The sequence below is a fragment of the Pseudomonas sp. LF020 genome (assembly GCF_053456425.1).
The window spans coordinates 423882-437987 of the sequence record NZ_JBRFIX010000003.1; the positions used below are offsets into that span (position 1 = coordinate 423882).

Sequence of the window (14106 nt, forward strand, 5' to 3'; positions counted from 1 at the left end):
GTTCGAGCGGGGAATCCTAGCACAGCGACCTCTTCTAATCAGGACGCCTACTAGATCGAAAGGGCATATGAATATGCCCACCGGTTTGCCCCATTCTCCCCTGTAGGAGCTGCCGCAGGCTGCGATCTTTTGATCTTGCTTTTAAAAGACAAAGTCAAAAGATCGCAGCCTTCGGCAGCTCCTACAGGGCAGCATTTCAGATCAGGCTCGCCGGAAGTCGTCAGATCGGGTTCGGGCAATCGATGAAGATGTGTTCAAGGGCGAAACGTTTTGCCAGGTAGTCGCCCAGCGCCTGCACGCCGTAGCGCTCGGTGGCGTGGTGACCGGCGGCGACGAAGCTGATGTCGTTTTCCCGCGCGCTGTGGAAGGTCTGCTCGGAGGCTTCACCGCTGAGGAACAGATCAACACCCGCCGCCACGCCCTGATCGATATAACCCTGCCCGCCGCCAGTGCACCAGCCGACCCGACGAATCATCGCACTGCCCTCGACCAGCAGCGGCTCGCGGCCCATGACCTCTTGGACCTTGCGCGCGAAATCACGCGGGGTCATCGGCTCATTCAACGAGCCAACCAGTCCGACAATTTTCAGGTTGTCCGGATCCAGTGGCCCTTCAACGGTAATGTCCAGCTGACGCGCCAGCTGCACGTTATTGCCGACTTCCGGGTGCAGATCCAGCGGCAAGTGATAGGCGAGCAGACTGATGTCGTGCTTGAGCAAAGTCTTCAAGCGACGCTGCTTCATGCCGGTGATACACGGGTTCTCGCCCTTCCAGAAATAGCCGTGATGCACCAGCACCAGATCGGCCTCGGCTTCGACTGCGGCATCGAGCAAGGCCTGACTGGCGGTGACGCCACTGACGATGCGCATCACTTGTGGACGGCCTTCGACCTGCAGGCCGTTGGGGCAATAATCGGCGATTTTTGCACTGCCGAGGTAACGGTCGGCTTCTTCGACGAGGGTGCTGAGGGCGACGGCCATGAAAGACTCCTAAATATCCCGTTCAGAGGCGCGCGCGGCCTCGTATAATGCGCGACATTATCGGCGGTCTGCCCCCGCCTGCAACTTTTCCAGGACGTGCTTAATGCTCAAGGCGCTGCGTTTTTTTGGCTGGCCGCTGTTGGCCGGTGTGCTTATCGCTCTGTTGATTATTCAGCGTTACCCGCAGTGGGTCGGGCTGCCGAGCCTCGACGTCAACCTGCAACAGGCCCCGCAAACCACCAGCGTGCAGCAGGGGCCGGTGTCCTATGCCGACGCGGTGACCATCGCCGCACCGTCGGTGGTCAACCTTTACACCACCAAGGTCATCAACAAACCGGCGCACCCGCTGTTTGAAGACCCGCAGTTCCGGCGCTTCTTCGGTGACAACTCGCCGAAGCAGAAACGCATGGAATCGAGCCTCGGTTCCGGGGTGATCATGAGCCCGGAAGGCTACATTCTGACCAATAACCACGTGACCACCGGCGCCGACCAGATCGTGGTGGCACTCAAGGACGGTCGCGAAACCCTCGCCCGCGTCATCGGCAGCGACCCGGAAACCGACCTCGCGGTGCTGAAGATCGATCTGAAAAGTCTCCCGGCGATCACCGTCGGCCGCTCCGACAGCATCCGCATCGGCGACGTCGCACTGGCCATCGGCAACCCGTTCGGCGTCGGCCAGACCGTGACCATGGGCATCATCAGCGCCACCGGGCGTAACCAGTTGGGCCTGAACAACTACGAAGACTTCATCCAGACCGACGCGGCGATCAACCCGGGCAACTCCGGCGGCGCGCTGGTCGATGCCAATGGCAACCTCACCGGGATCAACACGGCGATCTTCTCCAAGTCCGGCGGCTCACAGGGCATCGGTTTTGCGATCCCGGTGAAACTGGCGATGGAAGTAATGAAGTCGATCATCGAGCACGGTCAGGTGATTCGTGGCTGGCTGGGTATTGAAGTACAGCCGCTGACCCAGGAACTGGCCGAGTCGTTTGGCCTGTCCGGACGTCCGGGAATTGTCGTTGCAGGGATCTTCCGCGATGGCCCGGCACAGAAGGCCGGCCTGCAGTTGGGTGACGTGATTCTGAGTATCGACGGCGAACCGGCCGGTGATGGCCGCAAATCAATGAACCAGGTGGCGCGGATCAAACCGACCGACAAGGTCACCATTCAGGTCATGCGCAACGGCAAAGAACTGAAGCTGACCGCTGAAATCGGTCTGCGTCCACCGCCGGCGCCGGTCAAAGAAGAAGAGTAAGCACCTGCCAAAAACACTGTGGGAGCGAGCTTGCTCGCGAAGAGGCCGTCACATTCAACATCGATGTTGAATGACCAACCGCTTTCGCGAGCAAGCTCGCTCCCACAGGTTTAGCGGTGTTCTACAGGTTGCCGAGGCCGTCGATCAGCGCCTGGTTCTGCTCCGGCGTGCCAATCGAAATCCGCAGGAACTGGGCAATCCGCTCCTGCTTGAAGTGACGCACAATCACGCCCTGCTCGCGCAACTTGGCTGCCAGCCCTGCTGCATCGTGTTGCGGGTGACGGGCGAAGATGAAGTTTGCCGCCGACGGCAGCACCTCAAAGCCCTTGGCCTGCAACTGCGCAACGACCCACTCGCGACTTTCGATAACCAGACGGCAGGTCTTGTCGAAATACTCACGATCCTCGAACGCTGCAGCCGCGCCGACAATCGCCAAACGATCCAGCGGATAAGAGTTGAAGCTGTTCTTGATTCGCTCCAGTGCCTCGATCAGATCCGGGTGCCCCACCGCCAGCCCCACCCGCAGGCCTGCCAGCGAGCGCGACTTGGACAGGGTCTGGGTCACCAGCAGATTCGGATAACGGTCCACCAGACTGATCGCGGTTTCGCCGCCGAAGTCGATGTAGGCCTCGTCCACCACAACCACCGAATCCGGGCTGGCCTTAAGGATCTGCTCGACCGCTTCCAGTGCCAACAGGCAACCGGTCGGTGCGTTCGGGTTGGGGAAAATGATCCCGCCGTTGGGTTTGGCGTAATCCGCCGGGTTGATCTGGAACTGCGCGTCCAGCGGCACCGCATCGAACTGGATACCGTACAGACCGCAATACACCGGATAGAAGCTATAGCTGATGTCCGGAAACAGCAGCGGCTGCTCGTGTTGCAACAGACCGTGGAAGATGTGCGCGAGCACTTCGTCCGAGCCGTTGCCGAGGAATACTTGATTGCTCTGTACGCCGTAGTAGTGGGCGACGGCGGTTTTCAGCAGATCGCTGTTCGGGTCCGGGTACAGGCGCAGATTGTCGTTGAGTTCGGTCTGCATCGCCGCCAGGGCTTTTGGCGACGGGCCGTAGGGGTTTTCGTTGGTGTTGAGCTTGACCAGTCTGGTCAGCTTCGGCTGTTCGCCCGGCACATACGGCACCAGATCCTTGACGAACGGGCTCCAGAATTTACTCATGTTCACTCCCCCTGCCCTGGCAGAAAGTCTGCGTCTTTGATGCGGTATTCGGCGCTGCGTGCGTGCGCGCTGAGGGATTCGCCACGGGCCAGCACCGAAGCGGTCTTGCCCAGCTCGGAAGCACCGGCCTCGGAGCAGAAGATGATCGACGAACGTTTCTGGAAGTCGTACACGCCCAGCGGTGAGGAGAAACGCGCGGTGCCGGACGTCGGCAACACGTGGTTCGGGCCGGCGCAGTAGTCGCCCAGCGCTTCGGAAGTGTGGCGGCCCATGAAGATCGCGCCGGCGTGACGGATCTGCGGCAACCAGGCCTGCGGGTCGGCGACCGACAGTTCAAGGTGTTCCGGGGCAATGCGGTTGGCCACTTCGATGGCTTGCGCCATGTCGCGCACGTGGATCAGCGCACCGCGACCATTGATCGAGGTTTCGATGATGGTTGCGCGGTCCATGGTCGGCAGCAGTTTGTCGATGCTCGCGGCGACCTTGTCGAGGAATTCGGCATCCGGGCTGACCAGAATTGCCTGGGCGTCTTCGTCGTGTTCGGCCTGGGAGAACAGGTCCATGGCGATCCAGTCCGGATCGGTCTGACCGTCGCACACTACGAGGATTTCCGACGGGCCGGCGATCATGTCGATGCCGACCTGACCGAACACGTGACGCTTGGCGGTGGCCACATAGATGTTGCCCGGGCCGACGACCTTGTCCACCTGCGGCACGCTTTCAGTGCCATAGGCCAGTGCAGCAACCGCTTGTGCGCCGCCGATGGTGAACACCCGGTCGACGCCGGCAATGCACGCCGCCGCCAGCACCAGCTCGTTGATTTCGCCGCGCGGGGTCGGCACCACCATGACCACTTCGGTCACGCCGGCGACCTTGGCCGGAATCGCGTTCATCAGCACCGACGACGGGTACGACGCCTTGCCGCCCGGCACGTAGAGGCCAGCGCGATCCAGCGGCGTGACCTTCTGCCCGAGCACGGTGCCGTCAGCCTCGGTGTAGCTCCAGGAGTCCTGCTTCTGTTTTTCGTGGTAGCTGCGCACCCGCGCCGCGGCTTTTTCCAGCGCTTCGCGCTGTGCCACGGTGATGCGGGTCAGGGCCAGTTCTAGGCGCTCGCGCGGCAGGATCAAGTCAGCCATCGAGGCGACTTCGAGGCCGTCGAACTTCTGGGTGAACTCGACCAGCGCCGCGTCACCGCGCTCGCGCACCGCCTTGATGATGTCCAGCACGCGCTGATTGACCGAGTCGTCAGACACACTTTCCCAGCTCAGCAGATGATCCAGATGATGCGCGAAATCCGGGTCAGCAGCGTTGAGTCGGCGAATTGCAGTCGGTGCGGTCATAGCGAGAGCCTCATAGGAATGGCGAAAAACTCAGGCGCCCGAAACTATCATTCGATCCGCTTGGGCACCTGAGAATTCTGGCTATGAGGCGGATAGACGGCGCGACCAGGGGTCGCGCAGGTACATCAGCCGCGGTGTCGCGATTCCACTGCGTTGCGCAGGGTATCGATCAACGCCTGGATTCGGGCGTGTTGCATCTTCATCGAAGCCTTGTTGACCACCAGGCGCGAGCTGATCGTGGCGATCAGTTCCTGAGGTTCCAGGCCGTTGGCGCGCAGGGTGTTGCCGGTGTCGACCACGTCGATGATCTTGTCGGCCAGACCGATCAGCGGCGCCAGTTCCATCGAGCCGTAGAGCTTGATGATGTCGACCTGACGGCCCTGCTCGGCGTAGTAACGCTTGGCAACGTTGACGAATTTGGTCGCCACGCGCAGACGGCCCTTGGGCTCGGCCGCGCCGATCTTGCCGGCGGTCATCAGCTTGCACTGGGCAATCTGCAGGTCCAGCGGTTCGTACAGGCCTTGACCGGTGTATTCCATCAACACGTCTTTACCGGCGACGCCGAGATCGGCCGCGCCATGCTCGACATAGGTCGGCACGTCGGTGGCACGCACGATCAACAGACGTACGTCATCCTGAGTGGTGGGGATGATCAGCTTGCGGCTCTTGTCCGGATTCTCGGTCGGCACGATGCCCGCTTCAGCGAGAAGCGGCAGGGTGTCGTCAAGGATGCGGCCCTTGGACAGTGCGATGGTCAACATGGGAAACGTCAGTCCTTATCAAGGTACTCATGTCCGGTCGCAATCGGCGCCGGACACACATCGAGCCGGATACCGGCTCGACTCGAAACAAATTCAGTGGACACGTCCCTGTGTCCGCATGCAGCAATCAGCCCGGAACGCGACGGATCTTGGCGCCCAGCATCTGCAGTTTTTCTTCGATGCACTCGTAACCACGGTCGATGTGGTAGATGCGATCGATCAGGGTGTCGCCTTCGGCCACCAGTGCCGAGATCACCAGGCTGGCCGAAGCACGCAGGTCGGTGGCCATCACTGGCGCGCCCTTCAGGACTTCAGTACCGGTGACGATCGCGGTGTTGCCTTCGACCTGGATCTTGGCGCCCATGCGGTGCAGTTCGTACACGTGCATGAAACGGTTTTCGAAGATCGTCTCGATCACCGCACCAGTGCCTTCGGCAATGGCGTTGAGCGAGATGAACTGCGCCTGCATGTCGGTCGGGAACGCCGGGTACGGCGCTGTACGCACGTTGACCGCTTTCGGGCGCTTGCCGTGCATGTTCAACTCGATCCAGTCGTCACCGCTGGTGACTTCAGCGCCGGCTTCACGGAGCTTTTCCAGAACGGCTTCGAGGATGGTCGGATCGGTGTCCTTGACCTTCACACGGCCACCGGTGACCGCTGCGGCCACCAGGTAGGTGCCGGTTTCGATACGGTCAGGCATGACTTTGTAGAAGCACGAACCCAGACGCTCGACGCCATCGATGGTGATGGTGTCGGTACCGGCGCCGGAAACCTTGGCGCCCATGGCGTTGAGGAAGTTCGCCAGGTCAACCACTTCAGGCTCACGCGCAGCGTTCTGCAGCACGCTGCGGCCCTTGGCCAGGGCCGCTGCCATCATGATGTTTTCGGTACCGGTCACACTGACGGTATCGAAGAAGAAGCTTGCGCCGCGCAGGCCGCCTTCAGGTGCCTTGGCCTTGATGTAGCCGCCTTCGACGTCGATCACCGCGCCCATGGCTTCGAGGCCACGAATGTGCAGGTCGACCGGACGCGAACCGATGGCGCAACCGCCAGGCAGGGCGACTTCGGCTTCGCCGAAACGCGCAACCATCGGGCCCAGTACCAGGATCGACGCACGCATGGTTTTCACCAGTTCGTACGGCGCGATCAGGGTCTTGATGGTGCGTGGATCGATTTCGACGCTGAGTTTCTCGTCGATCACCGGCTCGATGCCCATGCGACCGAACAGCTCGATCATGGTGGTGATGTCGTGCAGGTGCGGCAGGTTGCCGACGGTCACCGGGCCATCGCACAGCAGGGTGGCAGCCAGAATCGGCAGGGCGGAGTTCTTCGCCCCGGAGATACGGATTTCGCCATCAAGACGAACGCCACCGGTAATAATCAATTTATCCATAAGAATCTCGACGCCCTTGGGCTCAGGTGCGCTCGGCCCAGGCCGCGCTGCTGAAAAATTTCATAGTGACCGCATGGATGCTGCCATCGGTGATCCATGGGTTCAAATGGGCATAGACCTGCTGCTGACGCTTCACCGGGCTCAACGCCGCCAGTTCATCGCTAATCACGTTCAGCTGGAAATTGCAGCCTTCGCCCTCAACTTCTACCAACGTTCCGGGCAGCTTTCCTTCAAGGAAGCTCTTCACTTCTACGGCCTGCATGCTCAACCTCAATCGGCGCCCTGTGCGCACGGGTCGGACATCATACAAAAAAGCCCCGCGCCTGCGAACCCCGCATTGGCAGGACTCTGACGGGGGGCTTCTTTATCGATGCGGGTTCAGGGGTGCGCCAGCAACTCGGTCAGTTCACTGACCTGAGCGATTTCGCGCATGTCTTCCGGCATCGCGCGGATGCTGACGGCCTTGCCGGCCGCCTGGGCATCGCGCATGAAGCACAGCAGCAAGGACAAACCGACGCTGCTGGACTTCTTAACTGCCGAACAATCGATGACCAGCGCTGCCGCCTTGCTGGACTTGATCAGCGCCTGGCCTTCCTTGCGCAGGTCGGGACCTGTGCGGTAATCCAGCACTCCGCTGAGCAATAGCTCGTCGACGTCACTCATACGAACTGCCGCCTCATTCATTGCGCTGGCTTCGCGGCAGCTTTGTCGGTTTCTTCCTTGGCTTTGGCGACTTCGCCGGCCCAACCATTGATGGTCTTGTCCAGATCGTTGCCATTGCGCTGCATTGCGTCGGCGAACTGATCACGGAACAGCTTGCCGATGTTGATGCCATTGATGATCACATTGCGCAGTTTCCACTCGCCATTGATCTTCTCCAGCGTGTACTGCACAGGGTAGATCGCGCCGTTGTTGCCCTTGACGGTCATGCCGACGCTGGTGCGATCGCCGGACTCATCCTTGGGCGGATCAACGGTAATGCCCTGGTTGTTGTATTCGAGCAAGGCATTGCCATAGAACTGGAACAGGCCGCGCTTGAAGTTTTCCTGGAAGGTCTGCATCTGCGCCGGCGTGGCCTTGCGCGAGTACTTGACCGTCATGATGCTCTTGGAAATGCCTTCGGCATCCACCACGGGACCGACGATGGTGTTCAGCGCCGTGTAGAAATCCTGTGGATCCTGCTTGTACTTCTCTTTATTGGCCGAGAGATCGGCCAGCATCCGGTTCGTGGTGTCCTGAATCAGGTCGTGCGCCGACTGTCCAGGCGCAGCGTTAGCCAGCATCGGCAGGGCCGCGAGCAACACCAACAGGCCACGTCGCAAGGTAGAGATCATTCAAAAGCTCCTCATTTGGCGTCTTTGCTAACGGTATTGAGCAGGAATTTACCGATCAGGTCTTCCAGTACCAGAGACGACTGCGTGTCGTGGATGGTTCCACCATCCTTCAGACGGGTGTCTTCCCCGCCCACGCTGATACCGATGTACTTCTCTCCCAACAGGCCAGCGGTCAGGATAGACGCTGTGGAGTCGGTCGGCAGGTTGTCGACCTTTTTATCCACTTGCAGGGTGACCCGACCGGTGAAGCTGTCGCGATCCAGATCGATGGCCGTGACCTTGCCGATGGTCACACCGGCCATGGTCACCTTGGCTCTGACCGTCAAACCGGCGATATTGTCGAAGTAGGCATACAGTTTATAGGTGTCGGTGGTCGAAGTCGGAGACAGCCCACTGACCCGCAGAGCAAGCAGTAACAAGGCCAGGATCCCTGCCAGCAGGAACAGGCCGACACCGATTTCCAGGGTGCGGTTTTGCATCAGAAATCTCCAAACATCAAAGCGGTCAGAATAAAGTCCAGGCCCAGTACTGCCAGCGAGGCGAATACCACGGTCTTGGTAGTGGCGCGACTGATGCCCTCGGAAGTGGGCTCACAGTCATAGCCTTGGAAAACGGCAATCCAGGTCACGACGAAGGCGAAAACGATACTTTTGATGACGCCGTTGAGCACATCGCTGGTGAAGTTCACGCTGTTCTGCATGTTCGCCCAGTAGGAGCCTTCATACACGCCAAGCCAGTCGACAGCCACCCACGAACCGCCCCAGATCCCCACCACGCTGAAAATCATCGCCAGCACCGGCAGGGAAATGAAACCGGCCCACAGACGCGGGGCAATAATGTATTTGAGCGGATCGACACCGATCATTTCCAGGCTGGAAAGCTGTTCGGTGGACTTCATGTTGCCGATTTCCGCGGTCAGCGCCGAACCGGCACGCCCGGCAAACAGCAACGCCGTCACCACCGGTCCCAGTTCACGCAGCAACGTCAGGGCGACCATCTGCCCCACGGCCTGCTCCGAACCGTAGCTCGACAGAATACTGAAGCCCTGCAGCGCCAGCACCATGCCGATGAAAATCCCCGACACGACGATGATCACCAGCGACATCACGCCAACCGAATGCAGTTGCTTGACCAGCAGGCCAAATCCGCCGCTGATGCCGCCACGACCGAGCAGGGCGTGAAACAGGAACAGGGTCGCGCGACCGAACACCGCGACGGCGTCGATCGCCGCCTCGCCGAAACGGCGTACGCGTTCTATTAGTGAAATTCTGCGCATCAGCGCTTCCCCAGAAGATCTGCGCGGTAATCCGTCGCTGGAAAATGATACGGCACCGGGCCATCGGGGTTGCCGGTCATGAACTGGCGAATACGCGGCTCACCCGAATTCATCAATTCGTCCGGCGTGCCCTGCCCCAGCACCTGACCATCACCTACTACATAGATGTAGTCAGCAATGCTCGCGGTTTCGGCCAGATCGTGAGAGACCACGATACTGGTGATTCCCAACGCGTCGTTGAGCAGACGGATCAGGCGTACCAGCACGCCCATGGCGATCGGATCCTGGCCGACGAAAGGCTCGTCATACATGAGAATCTGCGGATCGAGCGCAATCGCCCGGGCCAGCGCCACCCGGCGCTTCATGCCGCCGGACAGCTCGTCGGGCATCAACTCGATGGCACCGCGCAAGCCGACCGCCTGCAATTTGAGCAGGACGATGTCGCGGATCATTTCATCCGGCAATTGGGTATGAACGCGCAGGGGGAACGCGACGTTCTCGAAGACATCGAGATCGGTGAACAGCGCGCCGCTCTGAAACAGCACACCCATGTGCTTGCGCGCATCGAACAGATCACTGCGCGACAGTGTCGGCAGGTTCTGGCCGTTGACCCAGACTTCGCCGCTGGAAGGACGCAACTGCGCACCCATCAAGCGCAACAAAGTGGTCTTGCCGCACCCGGAAGGTCCCATGATGCCGGTAACCTTGCCACGCGGGATGCGAATATCGACGTTATTGAAAATGCTGCGCGCACCGCGCTTGAAGGAGACTCCCTTCAGCTCGACCGCGTAGGCGTTATCGGCACTCATCTAAACTCCTTGCGATGCAGCCTCTCACTCGGACGCCTGGCTTTCCTTGGAAAGCACATACCTCCCGGGCAGGCCGAACTGGCGGCGAACTATATCACTGCAAAGGCCAAGCGCCCAAGGCCCATGCCCCTCTGTGTTCAGCGACATGACAGGCCCGCCCGCGCTTTTTCAGGGTTTTGGTGACAAGGAATGACAAAGCACGACGAACTTGCGTGAGGCTTTTCAACATAACCGCTATAATCGCCGCCTTTTCATCGGGCTATACGATTTCTGACATGAGCCAATCCAGCGACCTGATTCAATCGGCACAACGCACCATCCGCCTCGAAGTGGAAGCCGTACAAGGCTTGTTGCCCCATATCGACGCCGATTTCGTACGCGCTTGCGAGATGATTCTGGCCAGCAAAGGCCGTGTGGTGGTGGTCGGCATGGGCAAATCCGGGCACGTCGGCAACAAGATTGCCGCAACCCTGGCCAGCACCGGCACCCCGGCATTTTTCGTCCACCCGGCCGAAGCCAGCCATGGCGACATGGGCATGATCACCCGCGACGACGTGATCCTCGCCCTCTCCAACTCCGGCTCGACCAACGAAATCGTCACCCTGCTGCCATTGATCAAGCGCCTCGGCATCCAGTTGATCAGCCTCACCGGCAATCCGCAGTCGCCGCTCGCCAAGGCCGCCGAAGTCAATCTCAACGTTCACGTCGAGCACGAAGCCTGCCCGCTGAACCTGGCACCGACCTCCTCGACCACTGCGGCGCTGGTCATGGGTGATGCCCTGGCGGTGGCGCTGCTGGAAGCGCGCGGTTTCACTGCCGAAGATTTTGCTTTTTCGCACCCGGGCGGCGCTCTGGGTCGACGCCTGCTGCTGAAAGTGGAAAACGTCATGCATGCCGGGCAAGAGCTGCCGCAAGTGCAGCGCGGCACCCTGCTCAAAGACGCGCTGATGGAAATGACCCGCAAGGGTCTGGGCATGACCGCGATCGTTGAAGCCGATGGCAAGCTGGCCGGGATCTTCACCGACGGCGATTTGCGCCGCACCCTGGATCGCAGCATCGACATCCGCAGCGCCACCATTGACCAGGTCATGACCGCACACGGCAAGACCGCACGGCCCGAGATGCTCGCCGCCGAAGCGCTGAAAATCATGGAAGACCACCGAATCAACGCACTGGTGGTCGTGGACGAAGAAGATCGCCCGATCGGCGCCTTCAACCTCTCCGATCTGCTGCGTGCAGGAGTGATGTAATGACCACCGATCTGCTGCAACGCGGCAAAGCGATCAAACTGGCGGTGTTCGACGTCGACGGCGTTCTCACCGACGGGCGCCTGTACTTCCTCGAAGACGGCAGCGAATTCAAGACCTTCAACACCCTCGACGGCCAGGGCATCAAGATGCTGATGAATGCCGGTGTCGAAACCGCCATCATCAGCGGCCGCAAGACGCCGGTGGTTGAACGCCGGGCGAAGAACCTCGGCATCCCGCACCTGTTTCAGGGCCGCGAAGACAAATTGGTGGTTCTGGACGGTCTACTGGCGCAACTGGGCCTAAGCTATGAACAGGTCGCCTACCTCGGTGACGACTTGCCTGACCTGCCGGTGATCCGCCGCGTAGGTCTGGGCATGGCCGTCGCCAATGCCGCCGATTTCGTGCGCGAACACGCCCATGGCGTCACTCGGGCCCGCGGTGGCGAAGGTGCCGCCCGTGAATTCTGCGAATTGATCCTGCGCGCCCAGGGCCGCCTCGATGCGGCCAACGCCGCGTACCTGTGAGCCAGACCATGTTTAGCAAAAAATTTCGCAACTTCCTGCTGTTCGGCTGTATCGCTGCCATGTTTGCGGCGGTCGGCTACTGGAACATCAGTCCGGAACGGTTCCTCGACAAACCTGCGGTCAAGGTCGAAGACACTGCAATCGACTGGTACGCCACCAATACGCATACCCTGCAATACCTGCCGGACGGCAAAGTGCAGTATGAAATGACTTCGGACAAGGCCGAACACCTGAAGGCCACGGACGTGACACTGGTCACCAAACCTGACCTCAACATGTATCGCGGCACCGAGTTTCCATGGCACGTGACCAGCGAGCGCGGCGAAGTGAATCCGGACGGAACGCAGGTAGAATTGATCGACTCGGTACGCATCAAGCGCACCGATGAAAAGAACCGCGACACCCTGATCACCAGCACACGCATGACGGTGTTCCCTCAGCAGCAATATGCGCAGACCGAGCAACCCGTTAGAATCGACGGCGCTGGCGGTGTATCGACTGGCGTGGGAATGAAGGCGTATTTGAAGGACAGCAGGATACACCTGCAATCGAACGTAAGAGGACAGTATGAGGCTCGTTAAAACCCTCCCTATTTTGCTCAGTCTGGGCGCAGCACTGGGAAGCGTGAGCGCCTGGGCTCTGCCGAACGATCAGCAGCAACCTATCCGCATTCAGGCCGACGACGCCCAACTGGACGACAAGAATGGCATCGCCACCTATAAAGGTGACGTGATCATCACCCAGGGTTCGATGATCGTTAAGGGCAATACGGTGACCATCACCCGTACCCCGACCGGTGATATCGACGTGGTGACCTCGGTGGGCAACCTTGCCTACTTCGAGCAGTTGCAGACTCAGGGCGACAAAAAGCCGGTACAAGGCTGGGGCGTGACGATCCAGTACCACGCCGCGCAAAACCGCGTCGTGCTGATCGACAAGGCCAAGGTTGTCGACAAGGACAACAACACCACTCAGGGCGAGAAAATCGTCTATGACACAGTGAAGAAGCTGGCCAGTGCCGGTCGCGCTACCGGTAGCAAAGTCACCGAAGCGCGTCCGCGCATCGACATGGTGATCCAGCCGAAGAAGAAAACCGACGAGAAGACCCAGTAATGGCAACTCTGAAAGCCCAACACCTGGCCAAGGCCTATAAAAGCCGCCAGGTTGTGCGCGACGTCAGCCTGTCGATCGACAGTGGCCAGATCGTTGGCCTGCTCGGCCCGAACGGCGCCGGCAAGACCACCTGCTTCTACATGATCGTCGGCCTGGTGCAGGCCGATCAGGGTCGCGTGCTGATCGATGATCTGGACGTCAGCCATCAGCCGATGCACGGTCGTGCCAAGGCCGGTATCGGCTATCTGCCGCAAGAAGCATCGATCTTCCGCAAACTGTCGGTGGCCGATAACATCATGGCCATCCTCGAAACCCGCACGGAACTCGACAAGGCCGGTCGTCGCAAGGAACTGGAAAGCCTGCTGCAGGAGTTCCACATCAGCCACATCCGCGACAACCTCGGCATGAGCCTGTCCGGTGGTGAACGCCGCCGGGTGGAAATCGCCCGCGCCCTGGCGACCGCACCGAAATTCATCCTGCTCGACGAACCGTTCGCCGGTGTCGACCCGATTTCGGTTGGCGACATCAAGCAGATCATCCACCACCTCAAGGCCAAGGGCATCGGTGTACTGATCACCGACCACAACGTGCGTGAGACCCTGGATATCTGCGAAACCGCCTACATCGTCAACGACGGTCAACTGATCGCCGAAGGCGATGCGGCGACCATCCTTGCCAACGATCTGGTGAAGGAAGTGTACCTGGGCCACGAGTTCCGCCTCTAAGCGAATAGTGCCCGGTGAGCCGCCCGGGCGCTGTATCGATTCAAGCAGGATTTAATACGCTTTAATTGTTACAGCGCTCTAGGCAAACACGACAGTTTCAGGCATATAATTTGCTTAAGTTTGGCGCTCCGGCGCCCTGTAGTGGATGGCGCATGCGCGCCGGCGAATAA

17 protein-coding genes are annotated in these 14106 nt (G+C 60.1%); 6 read left to right on the top strand and 11 right to left on the bottom strand.

Annotation, left to right across the window (positions count from 1 at the left end):
- Positions 1-220: 220 nt before the first annotated feature.
- On the bottom strand, positions 221-979 hold the full coding sequence (locus tag ACU680_RS09665; RefSeq protein WP_448179318.1) for a Nif3-like dinuclear metal center hexameric protein: 759 nt from the start codon (positions 977-979) through the stop codon (positions 221-223).
- 103 nt (positions 980-1082) lie between these two features.
- Between ACU680_RS09665 and algW the strand changes: the two genes are divergently transcribed.
- Complete coding sequence (gene algW, locus ACU680_RS09670; protein WP_367083126.1) at positions 1083-2237, top strand: Do family serine endopeptidase AlgW; 1155 nt, start codon at positions 1083-1085, stop codon at positions 2235-2237.
- A 121-nt stretch (positions 2238-2358) separates the two neighbouring features.
- Here algW and hisC read toward each other — a convergent pair whose 3' ends face one another.
- From hisC to ACU680_RS09720, 10 genes are all read right to left on the bottom strand, one after another.
- A complete protein-coding gene (hisC, locus tag ACU680_RS09675; protein ID WP_448179319.1) occupies positions 2359-3411 on the bottom strand; it encodes a histidinol-phosphate transaminase in 1053 nt (350 codons plus the stop codon).
- 2 nt (positions 3412-3413) lie between these two features.
- Complete coding sequence (hisD, locus tag ACU680_RS09680; protein WP_007967227.1) at positions 3414-4751, bottom strand: histidinol dehydrogenase; 1338 nt, start codon at positions 4749-4751, stop codon at positions 3414-3416.
- Between the two features lie 125 nt (positions 4752-4876).
- Positions 4877-5512 carry an ATP phosphoribosyltransferase gene (gene hisG, locus ACU680_RS09685; protein ID WP_007967226.1) on the bottom strand — a complete coding sequence of 212 codons (636 nt, stop codon included), beginning with the start codon at positions 5510-5512 and terminating at the stop codon, positions 4877-4879.
- Positions 5513-5639: 127 nt separating this feature from the next.
- On the bottom strand, positions 5640-6905 hold the full coding sequence (murA, locus tag ACU680_RS09690) for a UDP-N-acetylglucosamine 1-carboxyvinyltransferase (RefSeq protein ID WP_047291321.1): 1266 nt from the start codon (positions 6903-6905) through the stop codon (positions 5640-5642).
- Between the two features lie 22 nt (positions 6906-6927).
- A complete protein-coding gene (locus ACU680_RS09695) occupies positions 6928-7167 on the bottom strand; it encodes a BolA family protein (RefSeq protein ID WP_008085051.1) in 240 nt (79 codons plus the stop codon).
- Positions 7168-7283: 116 nt separating this feature from the next.
- Complete coding sequence (locus ACU680_RS09700; protein WP_025109450.1) at positions 7284-7589, bottom strand: STAS domain-containing protein; 306 nt, start codon at positions 7587-7589, stop codon at positions 7284-7286.
- The gene (locus ACU680_RS09705; RefSeq protein WP_448179320.1) at positions 7586-8239 is read right to left on the bottom strand and encodes an MlaC/ttg2D family ABC transporter substrate-binding protein; all 654 of its coding nucleotides are present in this window, start codon (positions 8237-8239) and stop codon (positions 7586-7588) included. The genes ACU680_RS09700 and ACU680_RS09705 overlap by 4 nt, the downstream gene beginning before the upstream one ends.
- An 11-nt stretch (positions 8240-8250) precedes the next feature.
- Positions 8251-8718, bottom strand: coding sequence for an outer membrane lipid asymmetry maintenance protein MlaD (mlaD, locus tag ACU680_RS09710; RefSeq protein ID WP_007967220.1), 468 nt, complete (start codon positions 8716-8718; stop codon positions 8251-8253).
- Positions 8718-9515, bottom strand: coding sequence for a lipid asymmetry maintenance ABC transporter permease subunit MlaE (mlaE, locus tag ACU680_RS09715; RefSeq protein WP_003221704.1), 798 nt, complete (start codon positions 9513-9515; stop codon positions 8718-8720). The genes mlaD and mlaE overlap by 1 nt, the downstream gene beginning before the upstream one ends.
- The gene (locus tag ACU680_RS09720) at positions 9515-10324 is read right to left on the bottom strand and encodes an ATP-binding cassette domain-containing protein (RefSeq protein ID WP_448179321.1); all 810 of its coding nucleotides are present in this window, start codon (positions 10322-10324) and stop codon (positions 9515-9517) included. Before ACU680_RS09720 ends, mlaE begins: the two co-directional genes overlap by 1 nt.
- A 275-nt stretch (positions 10325-10599) precedes the next feature.
- On the opposite strand from ACU680_RS09720, the gene ACU680_RS09725 reads away from it, so the two are divergent.
- The 5 genes from ACU680_RS09725 to lptB are packed head-to-tail and all read left to right on the top strand — an operon-like array spanning position 10600 to position 13936.
- Positions 10600-11574 carry a KpsF/GutQ family sugar-phosphate isomerase gene (locus ACU680_RS09725; RefSeq protein WP_027610849.1) on the top strand — a complete coding sequence of 325 codons (975 nt, stop codon included), beginning with the start codon at positions 10600-10602 and terminating at the stop codon, positions 11572-11574.
- Positions 11574-12098 (top strand): KdsC family phosphatase, encoded by a 525-nt coding sequence (locus tag ACU680_RS09730; protein WP_007967216.1) that lies wholly within the window; start codon positions 11574-11576, stop codon positions 12096-12098. Before ACU680_RS09725 ends, ACU680_RS09730 begins: the two co-directional genes overlap by 1 nt.
- Before the next feature lie 8 nt (positions 12099-12106).
- Entirely contained in the window at positions 12107-12679 is a 573-nt protein-coding gene (lptC, locus tag ACU680_RS09735; RefSeq protein WP_007967214.1) for an LPS export ABC transporter periplasmic protein LptC, read from the top strand.
- Positions 12666-13211, top strand: a complete 546-nt coding sequence (lptA, locus tag ACU680_RS09740; protein ID WP_007967212.1) for a lipopolysaccharide transport periplasmic protein LptA — start codon at positions 12666-12668, stop codon at positions 13209-13211. Before lptC ends, lptA begins: the two co-directional genes overlap by 14 nt.
- Entirely contained in the window at positions 13211-13936 is a 726-nt protein-coding gene (lptB, locus tag ACU680_RS09745; RefSeq protein ID WP_007967211.1) for an LPS export ABC transporter ATP-binding protein, read from the top strand. Before lptA ends, lptB begins: the two co-directional genes overlap by 1 nt.
- The last annotated feature ends 170 nt before the right edge of the window (positions 13937-14106 follow it).

What these genes read in the sequence shown, in the direction of transcription:
- ACU680_RS09665 (WP_448179318.1), bottom strand. Translation starts at nt 979, where the DNA reads ATGGCCGTCGCCCTCAGCACCCTCGTCGAAGAAGCCGACCGTTACCTC.
- algW (WP_367083126.1), top strand. Translation starts at nt 1,083, where the DNA reads ATGCTCAAGGCGCTGCGTTTTTTTGGCTGGCCGCTGTTGGCCGGTGTG.
- hisC (WP_448179319.1), bottom strand. Translation starts at nt 3,411, where the DNA reads ATGAGTAAATTCTGGAGCCCGTTCGTCAAGGATCTGGTGCCGTATGTG.
- hisD (WP_007967227.1), bottom strand. Translation starts at nt 4,751, where the DNA reads ATGACCGCACCGACTGCAATTCGCCGACTCAACGCTGCTGACCCGGAT.
- hisG (WP_007967226.1), bottom strand. Translation starts at nt 5,512, where the DNA reads ATGTTGACCATCGCACTGTCCAAGGGCCGCATCCTTGACGACACCCTG.
- murA (WP_047291321.1), bottom strand. Translation starts at nt 6,905, where the DNA reads ATGGATAAATTGATTATTACCGGTGGCGTTCGTCTTGATGGCGAAATC.
- ACU680_RS09695 (WP_008085051.1), bottom strand. Translation starts at nt 7,167, where the DNA reads ATGCAGGCCGTAGAAGTGAAGAGCTTCCTTGAAGGAAAGCTGCCCGGA.
- ACU680_RS09700 (WP_025109450.1), bottom strand. Translation starts at nt 7,589, where the DNA reads ATGAATGAGGCGGCAGTTCGTATGAGTGACGTCGACGAGCTATTGCTC.
- ACU680_RS09705 (WP_448179320.1), bottom strand. Translation starts at nt 8,239, where the DNA reads ATGATCTCTACCTTGCGACGTGGCCTGTTGGTGTTGCTCGCGGCCCTG.
- mlaD (WP_007967220.1), bottom strand. Translation starts at nt 8,718, where the DNA reads ATGCAAAACCGCACCCTGGAAATCGGTGTCGGCCTGTTCCTGCTGGCA.
- mlaE (WP_003221704.1), bottom strand. Translation starts at nt 9,515, where the DNA reads ATGCGCAGAATTTCACTAATAGAACGCGTACGCCGTTTCGGCGAGGCG.
- ACU680_RS09720 (WP_448179321.1), bottom strand. Translation starts at nt 10,324, where the DNA reads ATGAGTGCCGATAACGCCTACGCGGTCGAGCTGAAGGGAGTCTCCTTC.
- ACU680_RS09725 (WP_027610849.1), top strand. Translation starts at nt 10,600, where the DNA reads ATGAGCCAATCCAGCGACCTGATTCAATCGGCACAACGCACCATCCGC.
- ACU680_RS09730 (WP_007967216.1), top strand. Translation starts at nt 11,574, where the DNA reads ATGACCACCGATCTGCTGCAACGCGGCAAAGCGATCAAACTGGCGGTG.
- lptC (WP_007967214.1), top strand. Translation starts at nt 12,107, where the DNA reads ATGTTTAGCAAAAAATTTCGCAACTTCCTGCTGTTCGGCTGTATCGCT.
- lptA (WP_007967212.1), top strand. Translation starts at nt 12,666, where the DNA reads ATGAGGCTCGTTAAAACCCTCCCTATTTTGCTCAGTCTGGGCGCAGCA.
- lptB (WP_007967211.1), top strand. Translation starts at nt 13,211, where the DNA reads ATGGCAACTCTGAAAGCCCAACACCTGGCCAAGGCCTATAAAAGCCGC.